Origin of the sequence: Rothia nasimurium, from assembly GCF_004569295.1 — a bacterium.
GTDB lineage: Bacteria > Actinomycetota > Actinomycetes > Actinomycetales > Micrococcaceae > Rothia > Rothia nasimurium_B.
This window is the reverse complement of the sequence record NZ_SPQC01000030.1, coordinates 1-16,023: the sequence shown is the minus strand read 5'-3', so window position 1 is coordinate 16,023 and position 16,023 is coordinate 1. Positions and strand designations below refer to the sequence as shown.

At 59.6% G+C, this 16,023-nt stretch carries 14 protein-coding genes; all 14 read right to left on the bottom strand.

What is annotated here, in order from left to right; all coding sequences use genetic code 11:
• Positions 1–7 precede the first annotated feature (7 nt).
• The gene (locus E4U03_RS08645; RefSeq protein ID WP_135013145.1) at positions 8–964 is read right to left on the bottom strand and encodes a Ppx/GppA phosphatase family protein; all 957 of its coding nucleotides are present in this window, start codon (positions 962–964) and stop codon (positions 8–10) included.
• Positions 965–1,024: 60 nt separating this feature from the next.
• A complete protein-coding gene (locus E4U03_RS08640; RefSeq protein WP_135013144.1) occupies positions 1,025–1,606 on the bottom strand; it encodes a DUF501 domain-containing protein in 582 nt (193 codons plus the stop codon).
• 43 nt (positions 1,607–1,649) lie between these two features.
• The gene (locus E4U03_RS08635) at positions 1,650–2,324 is read right to left on the bottom strand and encodes an FtsB family cell division protein (protein WP_135013143.1); all 675 of its coding nucleotides are present in this window, start codon (positions 2,322–2,324) and stop codon (positions 1,650–1,652) included.
• 195 nt (positions 2,325–2,519) lie between these two features.
• The gene (locus E4U03_RS08630) at positions 2,520–3,146 is read right to left on the bottom strand and encodes an ABC transporter ATP-binding protein (RefSeq protein WP_135013142.1); all 627 of its coding nucleotides are present in this window, start codon (positions 3,144–3,146) and stop codon (positions 2,520–2,522) included.
• Complete coding sequence (locus E4U03_RS08625; protein ID WP_135013141.1) at positions 3,143–5,134, bottom strand: hypothetical protein; 1,992 nt, start codon at positions 5,132–5,134, stop codon at positions 3,143–3,145. Before E4U03_RS08625 ends, E4U03_RS08630 begins: the two co-directional genes overlap by 4 nt.
• A gap of 97 nt (positions 5,135–5,231) precedes the next feature.
• Complete coding sequence (locus E4U03_RS08620) at positions 5,232–5,636, bottom strand: lactococcin 972 family bacteriocin (protein ID WP_209304152.1); 405 nt, start codon at positions 5,634–5,636, stop codon at positions 5,232–5,234.
• 559 nt (positions 5,637–6,195) lie between these two features.
• Positions 6,196–7,476, bottom strand: a complete 1,281-nt coding sequence (gene eno / locus E4U03_RS08615) for a phosphopyruvate hydratase (RefSeq protein ID WP_135013140.1) — start codon at positions 7,474–7,476, stop codon at positions 6,196–6,198.
• Positions 7,477–7,832: 356 nt separating this feature from the next.
• The gene (locus E4U03_RS08610) at positions 7,833–8,537 is read right to left on the bottom strand and encodes a MazG nucleotide pyrophosphohydrolase domain-containing protein (protein ID WP_135013139.1); all 705 of its coding nucleotides are present in this window, start codon (positions 8,535–8,537) and stop codon (positions 7,833–7,835) included.
• Positions 8,534–9,763 carry an adenosine deaminase gene (locus E4U03_RS08605; protein ID WP_135013138.1) on the bottom strand — a complete coding sequence of 410 codons (1,230 nt, stop codon included), beginning with the start codon at positions 9,761–9,763 and terminating at the stop codon, positions 8,534–8,536. The genes E4U03_RS08610 and E4U03_RS08605 overlap by 4 nt, the downstream gene beginning before the upstream one ends.
• Before the next feature lie 86 nt (positions 9,764–9,849).
• Positions 9,850–11,325 (bottom strand): hypothetical protein, encoded by a 1,476-nt coding sequence (locus E4U03_RS08600; protein WP_135013137.1) that lies wholly within the window; start codon positions 11,323–11,325, stop codon positions 9,850–9,852.
• Between the two features lie 36 nt (positions 11,326–11,361).
• Positions 11,362–12,660 carry a thymidine phosphorylase gene (locus tag E4U03_RS08595; protein ID WP_135013136.1) on the bottom strand — a complete coding sequence of 433 codons (1,299 nt, stop codon included), beginning with the start codon at positions 12,658–12,660 and terminating at the stop codon, positions 11,362–11,364.
• Between the two features lie 114 nt (positions 12,661–12,774).
• Positions 12,775–13,200: a cytidine deaminase gene (locus tag E4U03_RS08590; protein WP_135013135.1), complete on the bottom strand. Its 426-nt coding sequence runs from the start codon at positions 13,198–13,200 to the stop codon at positions 12,775–12,777.
• A 288-nt stretch (positions 13,201–13,488) separates the two neighbouring features.
• The gene (locus E4U03_RS08585) at positions 13,489–14,781 is read right to left on the bottom strand and encodes an ABC transporter permease (RefSeq protein ID WP_135013134.1); all 1,293 of its coding nucleotides are present in this window, start codon (positions 14,779–14,781) and stop codon (positions 13,489–13,491) included.
• Positions 14,782–14,783: 2 nt separating this feature from the next.
• A partial coding sequence (locus E4U03_RS08580; protein WP_416220626.1) for an ABC transporter permease occupies positions 14,784–16,023 on the bottom strand: 1,240 nt, incomplete at its 5' end.

The following is a 16,023-nucleotide window of genomic DNA, read 5'->3' as shown; positions in this document are numbered from 1 at the left end:
GCAGCTCCTAGCGGCTGGCGCGTTCGGCAACCGACAGGGCCAGACCGTCGAGGATGTCTTTTTCTGAGGCGATAGCGCTAGTGACCGCTCCCCCGGTGAGGGCGCTGATGCGCTCGACGATGCGAGCCCAGACAACCGAGCCTGCGGGGATGACATCCACCCGGCCCTCGTGCATGAAGGGCAGGGTGGCGCGTTCGGCGCTGGTCATAGCGACCATGTCGGCAGCGGCCCGGGAGATGTCCTTGATGGCGATCTCGGCGCGGTCGATTTTTTCGGGGTCGTAGGCGTCAAGGCCCATCACGTGGGCTGCCACAGTGGTGACGGTTCCAGCTACGCCCACGACGCGGCGAGCGGCAGAAAGGTCCACGGAGGCACTTGCGGTTGCGATAGCCCGGTCGGTATCTGCAATGACGCGGGAAACCTGGGTGACGTTAGCGGGGTCGGAGCTAATATGGCGTTCGGTCATACGCACGCAGCCGATATCAACCGAGCGGGCTGCGGCCAGGCCGTCCTTGTTCCCCAGCACGAACTCGGTGGAGCCGCCGCCCAGGTCAATCACCAGGGTCATCTCGTCGGTATTACCCACCGACGAGACGGCACCTGCAAAGGACAGTTCTGCCTCTTCCCGACCGGTAATGACCTCGGGTTCTACCCCCAGAATCTCGCGGATGCCATCGATGAAAATCTGGCGGTTGCCCGCGTCGCGGGTGGCGCTGGTGGCAGCAAAACGCACCTGCTCTACCCCGTACTCGCGCAGAAGTTCAGCGTATTCACGGGCCGCTGCGAAGGTGCGTTCAAGGGATTCTTTGGCTAGCCAGCCGGTGGCGTCCACGCCCTTGCCCAGGCGCACGATCTTCATGCGACGCTCAAGGTCGGTGAGCACAAAGCCGTGTTCGGTGGCTTCGGCCTCGGCGATGAGCAGGCGAATTGAGTTAGTTCCGCAGTCGATAGCACCAACGCGCATGGTTACTCCCGGTGACTCGTAGGGCAGGTTAGGTAGGGTGGGGCGGACGCCGGTGGGCGGCTAGTCGCGCCAGTCGGGGTCGCAGTGGCAAGTTTCGGGGGTCCACCACTCAGCAATGAGGTCGAGGGTTGCGTCGCCGTAGGGGTTGATGCCGCGGCCAACGGCTAGGGTGTGGCCGAGCACGGCATGCAGGCACTTGACGCGGGTGGGCATGCCACCGGCTGAAACGCCCTCAATTTCGGGCACTTCTTCTAGACCGGCCTTGACGCGAATGCGTTCGCGCTCTGCCAGGTAGTTCTCGTGGGCGCCCCGGTAGGCGGCAGCCTTGCTCTCGTCGTCGGTGACCTCATCGGTCATCTCGTACATGGCGCCCTCCGCTTCGAGGCGGGAGGCTGCGGCGGTGATGACGGGGTGGGCCAGGTAGAAGGTGGTGGGGAAGGGTGAGCCGTTGGCCAGGCGCGGGGCGGTGGCGGCTACCAGGGGGTTGCCGCAGACGCAGCGGGCCGGGATTTCTACGACATCGCGCACAGTGCGCCCCAGCTGGGCTGAGAGCACTTTCAGGTCAAGCTCGGTGGGGGTGAGGGTTTCGGCGGTGACGCCGAAGCCATGGGGCTGGTGGTCGGTGCTCGCGGGTGTGGTCATGGTGTCCTTAGAAGATGGTGCTGGTTTCTCTAGTCTACCGGCGCTAGCGGTTGGTGGCGGTAGCGCTAGAGCTAGCTGAGGGGCTGGCGCTAGGGCTGCTTGAGGCGTCGGGGCTCGGGCTGCTTGAGGCGTCGGGGCTCGGGCTGCTGACAGAGGTATCTTCGGCGGCCAGCTGCAGGGATCCCCAGAGTTTGGTGGTCCAGGAGTCTTCGGGGGCGGTTTTAGCGGCCGCACTGGTGTCGTCCGCCAGTTCGCTGGTGGAGTCCACGCCTACCACCAGGTAGGGGGTCTCCCCCGGTTGTACGTAGAAGAGACGGCTGCGAGCCTGTTGCTTGACATAGTTGTCGTCCTGCCACCAGCTGACCTGGGCGTTCAGCGAGTCCTGCTCGGCTTGTAGGGCGGCGATGCTGGCCTTGGCGTCGTTGATTTCGTTTTGCTGGCGGATGAAGGAGGTCAGCGGGGTGTAGACCGACAGGGCGATAATCACCAGCACGATGGCGAAGGTGATGAAGTGCCCGCTAAAGGAGTGGGCGGCTACCGGGGTACCCAGCTCCTGCGAGGGGGTTTCTGCGGTGGTCTCGGCGCGCAGGGGTTTAGCTGCCCGGGCGCGGCGGGGTTTGGCCTGCTTTTCTCGAGAGGGGGCGGACGCCGGCTTCCCCAGGCCGAAGCCAAAAAAGGCTGCGATGGGGTTGGGTTTCTTACCCGGTGTGCGTGCCATAAGTGCTCTTCCTGCCCTCTCGTCCGTGATTTTCCTATTTTACCGTCTGAACTGGGCATCCGCTGAACGGTTCCTGCCTTCGCCCTTAAAGGGCAGTGCCCCGGCCAGGGGCAACCTGGCCGGGGCACGGGCGTCCTTACTCTCTTACTTTAGAGAGGGAGCAGACAAGGTATATCGCCTACCTTGTTTCTTTGCTTACGGTAGTTGGTAGACTGCATCGCAACGTGAGATGAGCCAGTCATCGTGAGTTGCTACAAGTACCGTAGCGCCGGCGTCTGCTCTTTTTCTGAGTAAGTCATATATTAGTTGGCTATTGTGGTGATCTAGTGAAGCTGTGGGCTCATCGGCGTAGAGAACATCAGCCCTTTTATACAAGGCTCGGGCAATGCCTAGTCGCTGTTTTTCGCCTCCAGAAAGTACAGTTGCTGGTTCTAGGCTACGCCCCTTCAGTCCTACCTGGGTTAGGGCCTCTTCGACAGTCTGGCGGTTACGTTTAAAATCCCGGTCTGAGAGGGTTACATTTGCTCCGACTGTTTCATCAGTCAATGTTCCGTAATCCTGGTATATGAAGGCTGCCTTCTGAGCCCAAAACTGGGCCCGTTTCTTCTCTGGCCACGGGCTTGTGTTATGGCCATCAATAGTAACTTTTCCCGATATTGGTGTTACGAGAAGACCGAGGGTAGCTAGTAGGGTGCTTTTACCGCTGCCGCTGATTCCTGTAAGCGCCGTAATCTGTCCCGGCATAGCAGAAAGCGAAACTTCCTGGATAATTTTTCTCTCTCTTATAACTACAGTGATATTTTGTGCCTCAAGGCGGGTCATGATTGTTCCTCTCGCAGTACAGCAGATTTGAATTCACGACGGGTAACAAAAATATAGGAAGATACCAGGAGCAGTAGATAGAGCCCTAGCATAAGGATGAAGGACTGTATTCCATCTATAGCAGTTGAATAGGAACCGATGCTTATAGCAAGGACTGCTCCAAGCAGCAAAGCTCCAGCACCGTACCCTACCTGAATACGTAGAGGGTTATTTACGATTTTTCGGTAACGTTTACCGGCGCAACGAAGAATAAAGATACTTTCGCGTTGAGACCGAGCCCAAGTAAGTGCTCTGGTGTAAACCAAGGCCATCAGTGAAACTACAAGCAAAATTCCCGATAGCAGGTAAAAAACTAGTTCCTGCCAAAACCCTTGGGCTTTGGTAAGAGAGTTGTCATTGATGCTGTCCGCTGAGTAAACACCTTGAGCATAAAAGGGAGCCGCTTCAAATATTCGCAGAGTCTCTTCTGGATTAGCGAAGAAGACATTCCCTGTGGTCATCAGAGGCATAAGAGCCCCGTTCACTTGCAAATATTGAACAGGATTATGAACTAGCACTACTAAAGCATCAGAACTTTCGATGGTCTTTCCCCCATAGTGAAAGTTTGTTCCCAGCCCCAGAACCATGTGTTCTTCGGTAGGAGTATAGAAGGAGAAAGCCTGGTTGAAGGTTGAGAGGTCCTTCAACAGGATCTCTAGCTGGGGTTTCCAGAAGTCGATGAAGCTCCCCTGAAGGGTATCTTGATCCAGCTCTCTTATTTCTAACCCTGGAGTAGTTCCGGTTGCTTCCAAGTACTCAGTATTAACTAGAAAGATGTCATCAAATGCGTCCCCGCTCGTAGTTTCCATTCCTTCAAAGGCAGTGCTGAAAGCCAGGGATAGGTAAAGGTTACCCTGCGCCTCGAGGGTATTGAGCGTTAGCTCCAATTGGTCGGAATTTTCTGGGTTGTCGAAATAACTTGAGTTGACATTAAGAGCATAGGCATCATCAAGGAGCTCGAGCTCTTTAGCTTGTGTCAGACTTCTGTAAGCAGCTTTACTAAGCGCCAAAGTATTCGCAGTTGTGAATGTAGTCAGCGCAAGGGCAAAAGTCGCTAAAAGTACTAACAAAAGTGTTACTTTTCGATAATTTTCCCGGCGTTCCCTCACTGCTTGAAGTGTCGGTTTGCAAACCCATGAGATTCCTCCGGTAAGGAAAAAAAGAATTACAAGATAGAAGAGCACTGCTCCTGCTATAAACGGTAATAATGCATGCAGGGTTGCAACGTTTGTCATCGAGTAAAGCCCCGTAGCTGAGAAAACTACCCCGAGTAGAGCGCCTATTCCCAGTGGGGGCACTGTCGCTCCTATATCTTGGCGATGGATTTGACGGTATGTCAGTCCGCCTAGATACCGGATAGAACAGCCTCGCATTTTACGGGCAAAGTAGCCTGTCATAAGTAGAGCAGTGGCTAAGGTTGTTGCTATGAGAGCTGCACCAGCACCACTTTGAGCGACCAAGCTTGCGCTTCTTACAAGGGGATTCAACTCATTACCTATTGCAACGTCTACTCCGGCCTGAGCAAGTGTTTCTTGTATATCCCTAATTAGTTCAGGATTATTTTTGAGTACATAATCACCGCTAAGAGGGATTTCTCCTAGCCTGTCATAGGTGACGAGGGTTCCTGAAACCTCTGGCGCAGCCCACTGAATTTTTCCCTCTGTAATATGCAGGTCTGAAATTTTTTGGGGATTTCCAAAGACTACGAGGTTGCGTTGCGTTTCAGTGGTTTCAGATTGCCCATTGGTTATTTTATAAATATTGGTATCGTGTTTAAGAGCTAAATCGTTGAGAGTCTTTGTGAGAGTCTGTTTATTTTCAAGCTGACCTGCTGTGTTGAGCGAAAAACTGATATTACTGCCAGCGGGGTAAGAATACTGTACACCCTGCATGGCCTGCCAAAGCGAAAAGGCAATCAAAATTGCAGCTAGAAAACTGAGAAAAGCCATACAACGCCGTATCACTTTCACCCATCCTTTCATACTTTAACTATGGTGAGAGACTAACCCAAAAATAGCCTCTCACCACTAGCTAGGCTATCGTCAACTAACAAATCCAGTAGTAGTAGCTAGGATTAAGGTTGGGAGAATTGATTGCCCAGATTTCTGCAATCGATTTATAACCTGAAGCAGTATTAACGCTACGTGATTCACGACCTGCCCCATCCCGCACAGTTGAACCATGGCACTTGTTCACAGTGTAGTAAGAACGAACTTTTGCATTTTGAAAGCCATACTCCCAGGTACCACCTTCATCCGGGTGCTGAGATTTCATACCCAGTGCTGTCCACAGAGGGGCTATCTCCCTACCGAAATCTTCACCTACAGCCGCTGCAACTGGGACAGGTGCTACAGAATCATAGTTTTCAGCTGACAAAGCTGACGCAGGTGCCATAGCTACAAATGTCAGTACCGCAACTACTAGTGAAGATGCAAATCTTACAGTTCGCATGATATATTCTCCTTAGTGATAATTCACTGTGATGCATGGATTGTAGGCCCAACCACCTTCCATGCATCTTTTTCTTTACCCCTCCTGAGAGGTGTATAGCCATATTACTCCCCCTCTTGGTGACATACAATACATTTTTAGGTTTTTAACCAAATTCTACTGACCTGAAACTGCTCAGGAATTACAAAAAGACGAAGAACCTTATCTTTAGGTGATACCACCAGGTAGTACAGCAAATACGATCAAAGCTATCAGCTTCTTAGAAGCTTATTCATTAGGGTAGGTGGAGCAGGCTCACAGCGAAGCTGCTGGCTCGGCGGCTGGCGTGAATCGCTTGTGATGAGCACCGAGATTCCGAGCGCGCGAGGAAAATAAATCTCGGCGCGAATCTGGCGAGCCTACGAGCCAGCTAGCGAACCAGGCGAGAGGGTCGACAGCGAGCGTGAGCCTGCGGAACCCCCTTATGAATAAGCCTCTTAAGTACGCAAAGCCCCGGTCAGGGGCAACCTGGCCGGGGCACGGGCGTCCTTATTCTCTTACCTTAGAGAGGGGGGGCAGACTACTTTGCGAAGCGGGGGAAAGCACCCTTTCCTGCGTAAACAGCCTGATCGCCGAGCTCTTCCTCGATGCGCAGCAGCTGGTTGTACTTAGCAACGCGCTCGGAGCGAGCGGGAGCACCGGTCTTGATCTGGCCAGCGTTGGTAGCAACAGCCAGGTCAGCGATGGTGACGTCCTCGGTCTCACCTGAACGGTGTGAAACCATGCAACGGTACTCGTTGCGCTGAGCCATGCTCATAGCGTCGAAGGTCTCGGTCAGTGAACCAATCTGGTTTACCTTCACGAGCAGGGCGTTAGCAGCGCCACCCTCGATGCCTTGAGCCAGACGCTCGGGGTTGGTCACGAAGAGGTCGTCGCCAACAATCTGAACCTTGTCGCCGATTTCGGCGGTGAGGGTCTTGTAGCCGTCCCAGTCGTTCTCGTCCAGGGGGTCCTCGATGGAAACGAGGGGGTACTTAGCAACTAGGTCAGCGTAGTAGGCAGACATTTCAGCTGCGGACTTTTTCTGGCCTTCGAAGTCGTAGGCGCCGTCGTTGTAGAACTCGGAAGAAGCGACGTCGAGAGCCAGGGCGATTTCTTCACCGGGCTTGTAGCCAGCCTTCTCGATAGCCTCGATGATCAGGTCAAGAGCTGCTGCGTTGGAGTCGAGGTTGGGAGCGAAGCCGCCCTCGTCGCCCAGACCGGTGGACAGGCCACGGTCGTGCAGAACGCTCTTGAGAGCGTGGTACACCTCAACGCCAGCCTGCAGGGCAGCGGAGAAGGTGTCGAAGCCGATGGGGGCGATCATGAATTCCTGGATGTCAACGTTGGAGTCAGCATGTGAGCCACCGTTGAGGATGTTCATCATGGGAACGGGCAGGACGTGAGCGTTGGGGCCGCCCAGGTACTTGTAGAGGGGCAGGTCTGAGGATTCAGCTGCGGCCTTAGCAACGGCCATGGAAACGCCGAGGATAGCGTTTGCGCCGAGCTTACCCTTGTTGTTGGTGCCGTCCAGGGCGATCATGGCTGCGTCAACAGCGCGCTGGTCGGTTGCGTCGATGCCGATAACCTCTTCAGCGATTTCTTCAATCACTGCAGAGACAGCGCCGAGAACGCCCTTGCCCAGGTAAACAGCCTTGTCGCCGTCGCGGCGCTCTACAGCCTCCCACTCACCGGTGGATGCGCCTGAGGGAACTGCTGCACGGCCAAAAGCGCCGTCTTCGAGCAGAACCTCAACCTCAACGGTGGGGTTGCCGCGTGAGTCAAGAATCTGACGAGCGTGAACTGCGGTAATCAAAGCCATGAAAATGCTCCTTGAAGGATGAGAAATGAAAATGGCTATATAGCGCTACAGCCGGTTGCTGATCGGGCCGTGGAGCCCGCGCGCGTTTATGCCCCCAGTCTACCAAAAAACCCACATAAGCACACAGGAATTCAACATTTCCAACGGTTTTCTTCAGTACTTCTGAGGTTTTGTGGGATTCTGACCAACGGGTCACAACTACCTTATGGGATAAAAAGCCACCGAACCGTATGCGGCACCGCAGCAGCCCGCTGGCGCGGGGCTGGTGTGAGGGGCTGGCGTGAATCATGACGAGCCGCCAGGCGAGGAATGAGAGGGTCGGAGGGCTAAGCGGTGCCGCATACGGTGTATTACTTTTACCGAATCAACCCTTGCACATAGGTCCGTAGGGCCCGCTCCGCATCGAGCCCAACGGTGCGGGTAGAGGCTGCCAGCTCGTAGAGGTAGGCGCCCAGCTCCTGCTCGTTAGCGAAGTCTGGGAGCTGCCCACCGGCGTCCGCGCCCGTAAGGTCAGCCCCGGCGGTCTCGGCTCTCTCCGCGACCTTGGAGGCGAGGGCGAGCGCGGGCAGGGCCGGTGGGAGCCCGTCGAAGGGGCCGGTGCGTTCGGGTTTTTCGGCTTGTTTGAGCTGGTCCCAGGCGTCGTAGATGTCGGCGGCGCTGAGCTTTTCGTTGCCCTGGTCGGTCGCCGCGAAGACATGGGGGTTGCGGCGCACCAGTTTGGCGGCGAGCCCGTTGATGACGTCCTGCATGGTGAAGCCGCCCTGCGCGGCGGGGGTTTCGGCGGCCATGGTGGCGTGGAAGATGACGTTGAGCAGCACATCCCCGAGTTCTTCGCGCAGCAGGGGCAGGTTGACTCCGCCAGGGGCTTCAACGGCTTCGGCGACCTCGTAGGTTTCTTCGATGAGGTAGTGCATGATGGACGCGTGGGTTTGGGCGGACGTCCAGGCGCAACCGTCTGGGCTGCGGAGGGTCTGCATGAGTTCCATCAGGTGCTCGAAGCTGCCCCCGAGGTCACCGGGTTCTGGTGCTGGGGCAGGGTACTCTTGTCTCGACCGGGTCATGCGCCGCGCTGCTCTTTCTGGCCAGCGCCTGCCTGGCCGGGCTCTTCGAGGGCCAGCTGCCCGTAGGCGCTCTGGATGCTGGTGAGCAGGGCCTGTTTTTCGTCGAAGGAGCAGAAGGCTCCGTTGATGGCGTTGTAGGTGACTTCAAAGAATTCGGGCAGGCCAAAGCCCTGGTGGGTGGCGAGTTCGGCGAATTCCCGGTTCATGCTGGTGGCACTCATTAGGCGGTTATCGGGGTTGATGGTGACCGCGAACCCGGCCTGCAGGAGCAGGGCTGCCGGGTGCTCTTCGTGGCTGAGGGCCGGTTCAAAGGCCTTCTTCTGCCCCACGTTGCTGGCTTTTTCGGCAGCGTCGGTCTGTAGGTTGGAGCAGGGGCAGGTTTCAAGCACAATACGGCGGTTTTTGACGGCTTCGGCGACCTCGCCCAGCTGCAGGACGGTCTGGCTGGGGTCTGCCCCGGGCATTAGGGAACCGTCGGGGTCGATCTCTGCCAGGGTACGGGCTGTGATGTCTTCGGTGATGCGGACGCCGTGGCCCAGTCGCAGGGCCCGGCCGGTGACCAGGGCTTCACGGATAGAGGCCAGGCCGAAGGCTTCACCGGCGTGGAGGGTGACGGGCAGGAAGTGCTCGGCGGCAAGGTTCAGGGCTTCGGCACACAGGGCTGTGGGGTAGCCGTCCTCGGGCCCGGCCAGGTCGAAGCCCACCACGCCCAGGGCCCGGTAGGCCAGGGCGGTTTTGACGACCTCCAGGGAGTTGTTTTGGTGGCGCATGGCGCACAGAATCTGGTTGACCAGGATGCGTCCGCCTGCCCGAGCTACCTGCTCCATGCCGTCCATGAGCCCGTCGGCGACCGCTTCAACGGCCTGGGCCATGGTGAGCCCGCCGCGCAGGTGCAGTTCGGGGGCCCAGCGTACTTCACCGTAGATGACGCCGTCTGCGGCCAGGGTCAGTACGTGCTCGAGGGCGACCCGGCGCAAGTTATCTGCGGTTTGCATGACGGCTACGGTGTGCTCAAAGGTTTCTAGGTAGCGGGCCAGGGAGCGGGAGTCCGCTGCCTGCTTGAACCACTCCCCCAGTTCCTGCGGGTCGGTCGCGGGTAGGGTGTGGCCCACCTGGTCAGCTAGCTCGATGAGGGTCTCGGGCAACAGTCCACCGTCGAGGTGGTCGTGCAGGCAGACTTTGGGGAGTTTCTGGAGCCAGGTCAGGGTGGGCGCGGCTGCGGTCATGCGGGGAAGGTTCTTTCAGTAGTGGCCCGCCACGAAAAGGCCGGAGCCCTTTCGGGGCGGGTGTGTCAGGTGCGGGGTAAGTGGGCCTAGAAGGTCCAGGAGGCTAGGGCTTCGCTCATGTGGGCCGGGATGTTCTCGCCGGTACGGGGGAACATGCGCAGCTCTTCAACGTACTGCTGGGCGGGCAGGTGTTCGGGGTAGCGCACGAAGGCTTCTTCATCGGCGTAGTCGAAGGAGGCTTCGACCGGGGTTCCGGGGGTGAAGCGGATGTTGATGGCCAGGGGTGAGCCGTGGCCTTCCTTATAGGAGTCGGCCTTGAGCTGCAGAATTGCCAGGGTCTCTTCGGGGATCAGGTCGAAGGTGCGTACCTGCTCCCAGAAGCCGTTACGGCGCACGTGGGTAAGGGCGTCGTAGTAGGAGCCCAGGGTACGCACGCGGATGAGCACGGTGGACACATCACGGGCGGTGCCGTCCGCACCGAACAGGGCCTCGTAGGCCGGAGCGAAGCGGGAGACAACTTCGGCTTCGGTCAGCACCAGGTTGCCACTGGCCTTCTTGGTGGCAGAGGGCTTGGGCTGGCTGTGCTCGGCGTAGGAGGGGGCGATATCGACGCTGGTGCCGGTCATGGGGGCGTCCAGAGTCGGGGCTGCTTCTTCTGCCGGTTCTGCTGAGCGGACGCTCGCAGTCGCCGGGTAGTTCTCAGCGGCAGCGGCGGTCACGGCACCCTGCTGGTAAGCGGCATCTGCTTCGGGAGTCTCCTCGGCGGTAGCTTCTTCCGCAGCAGCTTCTTCAGCGCTGCCTGCTTCTGCTGTGGGGGCCTCTTCCTGCGCAGGCTCTACAGCCACTTCTTCAGCGGTGTCTGAGGCTTCCTCAGCGGGGATTTCAGCCTTCTCCGCTTCGTTCTGGTCAGCCTTCTCCTGGGCCAGGCGGGCTGAGATACGGCTCATGCGGTCCTCAGCCTGGGCGGCGGTTTCCCCCTGCCCTGCGGCGACCGGGGCGGGGGCGGCGTTCTTACCCTGCTGGGCCTCACCGGGCTGCCCGACCTCGCCAGCCTGCTGAACCTGGGCAGCGCCCATGTCGAGGGCGTAGTTGAGGTTGTGGGTCTTGCTGGTGGCGGTGTTCATGAAAGAAGCGTGCACAGCCGCATCGCTGCCGATAGCGGGGTTAACCACGATCAGGGCGCGGTTCCAGGCGCCGCGCTCGCTCTTTTCTTCCTCAACGTAGAGGTCAGCAACGGCCTGGAACCACTCGCTACCGGGGGTGACCAGGCCAGATTCAACTTCCTGGCCGCGCTGGTAGAGGGTGTACTTCATGTCGTTGGCGTTCTGGGTCAGGTTCAGGGTCACCTGGCCCTCTGCCTTGGCACGCATGAGCTTGACAACGGCCTTGAGGCCCTCGCCTGCGCCCAGGCGAGTGGGGGCAGGGGTAGTCTCAGCAGTCTTGGGTGTATGAGCCTGTTCGGCGTCGATGCCGGTTGCCAGAACATCCCGCTGGGCGGTGTCGCTAGCGGTGTTCTGTGCGGGGGCAGGTGCCTGAGTTTTTTTGCGGCTAAATAGGCCCACGGTTCTTCTCTTTTCTTGCAGGGTCGAAGGGAGGTTTTAAGCGTTGATTCTATCCAGAATCAGGTCGGTGGGGGTGTAATCGCCTCCGATAGTCCAAGCGTCCTTGAGGGATTCCAGGGCTCGTTCAAAGCGTTCAGGGGTGTCGGTCATCAGGGTCATCAGGGGCTGACCTGCGGTGACGGTGTCGCCGGGCTTGGCGTGCAGGTTGATGCCCGCTGCCAGCTGCACGGCGTCTTCCTTGCGGGCTCGGCCTGCGCCCAGGCGCCAGGACGCCACGCCCACGGCCAGGGCGTCCAGGCGGGTTAGGGTGCCGCTTGCGTCAGCGTAGACGGTGTGGGTTTCGCGGGCCTGAGGCAGGGCTGCATCGGGGTCGCCGCCCTGGGCGGAAATCATTTCGCGCCACTTGTCCATGGCGCGGCCGTCCGCAAGAGCCTCGGCGGGGTCGGCGTCGATACCGGAGTTTTTGAGCATGACCCGGGCCAGCTCAACGGTCAGTTCGACAATATCGGCGGGCCCACCACCGGCGAGCACCTCAACGGATTCTGCCACCTCGTTGGCGTTGCCAACGGCCAGGCCCAGGGGGGTATCCATGTTGGTGAGCAGGGCACTGGTTTTAACGCCGGCACCCTGGCCCAGCTCAACCATGACCTCTGCCAGCTCACGGGCGCGCGCGGCGTCCTTCATAAAGGCACCGGAACCGACCTTGACGTCGAGCACCAGGGAGTCGGTACCTTCGGCAATTTTCTTGCTCATAATGGACGAGGCAATGAGCGGGATTGCCTCGACAGTGGAGGTGGTGTCGCGCAGGGCGTAGAGCTTCTTGTCGGCGGTGGCCAGGCCGGTGCCTGCGGCTGAGATAACAGCGCCGACGGTGCCAAGAATATCGAGGGTCTTTTCGTTGGAAATGTTGGCCTGCCAGCCGGGGATAGCTTCGAGCTTGTCGAGGGTACCGCCGGTGTGGCCCAGGCCGCGGCCTGAGAGCTGGGGTACGGCCACGTTATAGACGGCGACCAGCGGGGCCAGAGGCAGGGTAACTTTGTCGCCGACGCCGCCGGTGGAGTGCTTGTCTGCGGTGGCAAGCTTTTTGTCGGGGCCGATGATGGATGAGAAGTCCATGCGCTCGCCGGAGCGGATCATAGCATCGGTCCAGCGGGCGATCTCTTCGCGGTTCATGCCGTTAAGGAAGATAGCCATGGCCAGGGCGCTCATCTGCTCGTCGGCTACGACACTGCGGGTGTAGGCGTCGATGACCCAGTCAATCTGGTCGTTGGTGAGGGTTCCATGGTCGCGTTTGATGCGGATAATGTCTACGGCGTCGAAAGCTTCGGTGCTCAAGCGCTCACCTTCCCGGCAGGGTGCAGCTTCGCTCCCCTGCCCTGTTATGTCGTGTTGTTCGGGCGTCTCTTCCAGTATGCCAGTTTGCGCCGGGGCTTGGCCTGAGCAAAGCGGTCAGTGAACGGGAAAGATAAGGACGTTAGGGGCAGCTAGGCGGTCGGGGCCGAAGGCGTCGGGCAGCATCTGCTCGATGGTGAGCACTCCGCTGGTGGAGCGCAGGAGCATGCCGGGGATGCTGTGTTCGTAGAGCAGCTGGCGGCAGCGGCCGCAGGGCATCAGGGCGTTGCCGTCCTTATCGACACAGGCAAAGGCTGCGAGCTTGCCGCCGCCGGTGCGGAAGAGCTCGGAGATGAGGGAACATTCGGCGCAGAGGGTAATCCCGTAGGAGGCATTTTCGATGTTAGCACCGATAATCAGGCGTCCGTCGGTGGTTAGGGCCGCGGCCCCCACCGCGAAGTTGGAGTAGGGCGAGTAGGAGTTCGCCAGGGCTGCGGTGGCGGCAGCGGTGAGCTGATCCCAGTCAATGTCTTGTGCAGTCATTGGTATCTTCCTTTGTTTTTCTACAGGTACGGGGAGGCGGAGGCGGACGCCCCGGCAGCCGAAATTTAAGAACGTTAAGACGGCAGTGGCCGCTACCCTACATGAAGGTAGCGGCCACTCGGTTTAGAGAGAGAAGGAGCTCAAACGCCGGTAGGGTATGCCGCCTGCCAGCGCGTGGATCGGGCCTGGCGATGAATTTCGACGAGCGCCCCGCGCGAGGAGAAAGAATGGTTGCGCGGCGGCGGCATGCCCGAATGGCGCTACTTACCTCCCTGCGTCCGTCCGGGCCTACTCCTTGATGTAGGGCTTGCCCACTGCGGCGGGACCGCGGGAGCGCCCCACCAGACCAGCTACCGCGAAGATGGTGACCAGGTAGGGCAGCATGGCGAGCAGTTCGGTGGGCACGCTGGTGCCCAGGATGGAGAGAACGAACTGCAGGTTGAGGGAGAAGCCGAAGAGGAGGGCAGCAGAGAGGGCTCCGATGGGGGTCCAGCGGCCGAAGATGAGGGCGGCGAGGGCGATATAGCCCTGGCCTGCGGTCATGTCGGAGTTGAAGGAGGATACGGAGACCAGGGTGAAGAAGGCACCGCCCATACCGGCTACAGCACCGGCCAGCAGCACGTTGGTGGCGCGGAGGCGGTTGACGTTGACGCCCAGGGTGTCGGCGGCCTTGGGGTGTTCGCCGACGGCGCGGGTGCGCAGGCCCCAGCGGGTCTTGTTGAGGGCGAACCAGATGACGGCTACCACGATGTACATGAGGTAGACCAGCACATTCTGGTTGAAGAGGACGGGGCCCAGAACAGGAATCTCGGAGAGGCCGGGGATGGCGAAGGCCGGCAGCTTGGGCGCTGAGTTGAGGGTGGACGCGTTGGGTTCAAGGACTCGGCTGAAGAGGAAGCCGGTGAGGCCTGAGACCAGGACGTTGACCACGACACCCACGATGACCTGGTCGACCAGGTACTTGATGGAGAAGAGGGCCAGCAGGGCTGAGACCAGCATGCCGCCGATCATGGCTGCAAGGAGGCCTGCCCAGGCGTTCTTCGTGATGGAACCTACCAGGACGGCTGAGAAGGCGCCCAGTAGGAGCTGGCCTTCGATGGCGATGTTGACGATGCCGGAGCGCTCGCAGAGCAGGCCACCCATGGAGCCGAAGATCATGGGGATGGAGAGCAGCACGGCGCCGTTGAGCAGGGAGACCAGGGAGAGTTCTGGCTTGGCGGTAGAGCCGATAGCCCAGATGAGTAGGCCGGAGGCGAAGGCGAACCAGAAGAGGGGGGCTACCCAGCGGCCCAGGGTCTTGCCGGCGTTGGTTGTCACCAGGGCGTAGCCTGCGAGGGCCAGCATGACGATGGAGGCTACCCAGCCGTAGACCTGGGGGTTGATGTTCAGGGGTTCGGCGGAGAACCAGCTGACGCCGTCGCTGATGCCCATGCGGATGGTGCTCTTGGGGGCGCGCAGGGCGATGAGCAGGGTGCCGATGATGGCGAGTACCCCGTAGATGATAGGGTTCTTCCAGTTTTTGACGACCAGCTTTTCTTCTGAAGTGCTGGCGGTGGTTTCGGGAGTTGCGGTGACGCTCATGGTTATGCCTCCACGGCCTTCTTCTTAACTGACTTCTTTTTCTTGGGCTTGCCGGTGGGGTCGGGCAGACGGAACATGGCGCGGACCAGCGGGGGTGCGGCGATGAAGAGGACGATGAGGGCCTGGAGCACGAGGACGATGTCGATGGAGGTGCCGGTGGCGACCTGCATGGAGACGCCGCCTACGCGGAAGGCGCCGAAGAGGAGGGCTGCGAAGAAGGTGCCCCAGGGGGTGGAGCGTCCGAGCAGGGCTACGGTGATGGCGTCGAAGCCTAGGGTGCCTGCGATGCCGGTGGTGAGCACCTTTTCGGTGCCTGCGACTTGGGCGGTTCCGCCGAGGCCTGCGAGGGCGCCGGAGATGGCCATGACGATGATGTAGCCGGAGGCAACCGAGATACCTGCGGTGCGGGCGGCGTTGGGGTTAGCGCCGACTGCACGCAGGCGGAAGCCAATGGTGGATCGGTTCAGGAGCCAGCTGATAAAGAGGACGGCCAGGATGGCGAGGATGAAGCCCAGGTGGAGGCGGAAGGAGGGGCCCAGAATCTGGGGGAAGACTGCGTTTTCGGGCAGCTTTTCGGAGATGGGGTTGGAGCTACCTTCGCGCTGGAGCAGGGGGGTCTTGAGCAGGTAGACCAGCAGGTTGGCCGCGATGTAGTTCATCATGATGGACAGGATCACTTCGTGGGCACCGGTCTTGGCCTTGAGGACACCGATGATACCGCCCCAGATTGCGCCGCCGATGATGCCGCCCAGGACAACCAGGGGGATGGTGATAATGGCGGGAAGACCGGCGTTGAGGCCCACCCAGCCGGAGACGATAGCACCGAGGATAATCTGGCCCTGGGCACCGATGTTGAAAAGACCTGCTCGGAAAGAGAGGGCTACGGCCAGGCCTGCAAAGATGAGCGGGGTGGCTACAGTCAGGGTTTCGGTGATGGGGCGAATCTGCTGGACAAAGCTCTTACCGTTGGGGTTGTAGATAGCGCCTTGTAGCAGGGCCAAGTAGGACTCGTAGGCGGCAGTCCAGCCCGCGCTGATGGTGTCCATGGGGCGGGCAAAGAAGTAGGAGGCCGCTTTCTGGGTGGCGGGGTCGGTTGCTGCAATCAGCAGGCCACCGACGATGAAGGCAGCCAGGGCTGCGCCGATGGAGAGGCCGACGTTGCCGCCTGCGATGCGGGCGAAGGTTGAGGGCTTCTCGGTTGCCACCAGCTGGGAGGGGACGTCCTGGGGCGGGGTTTTGACT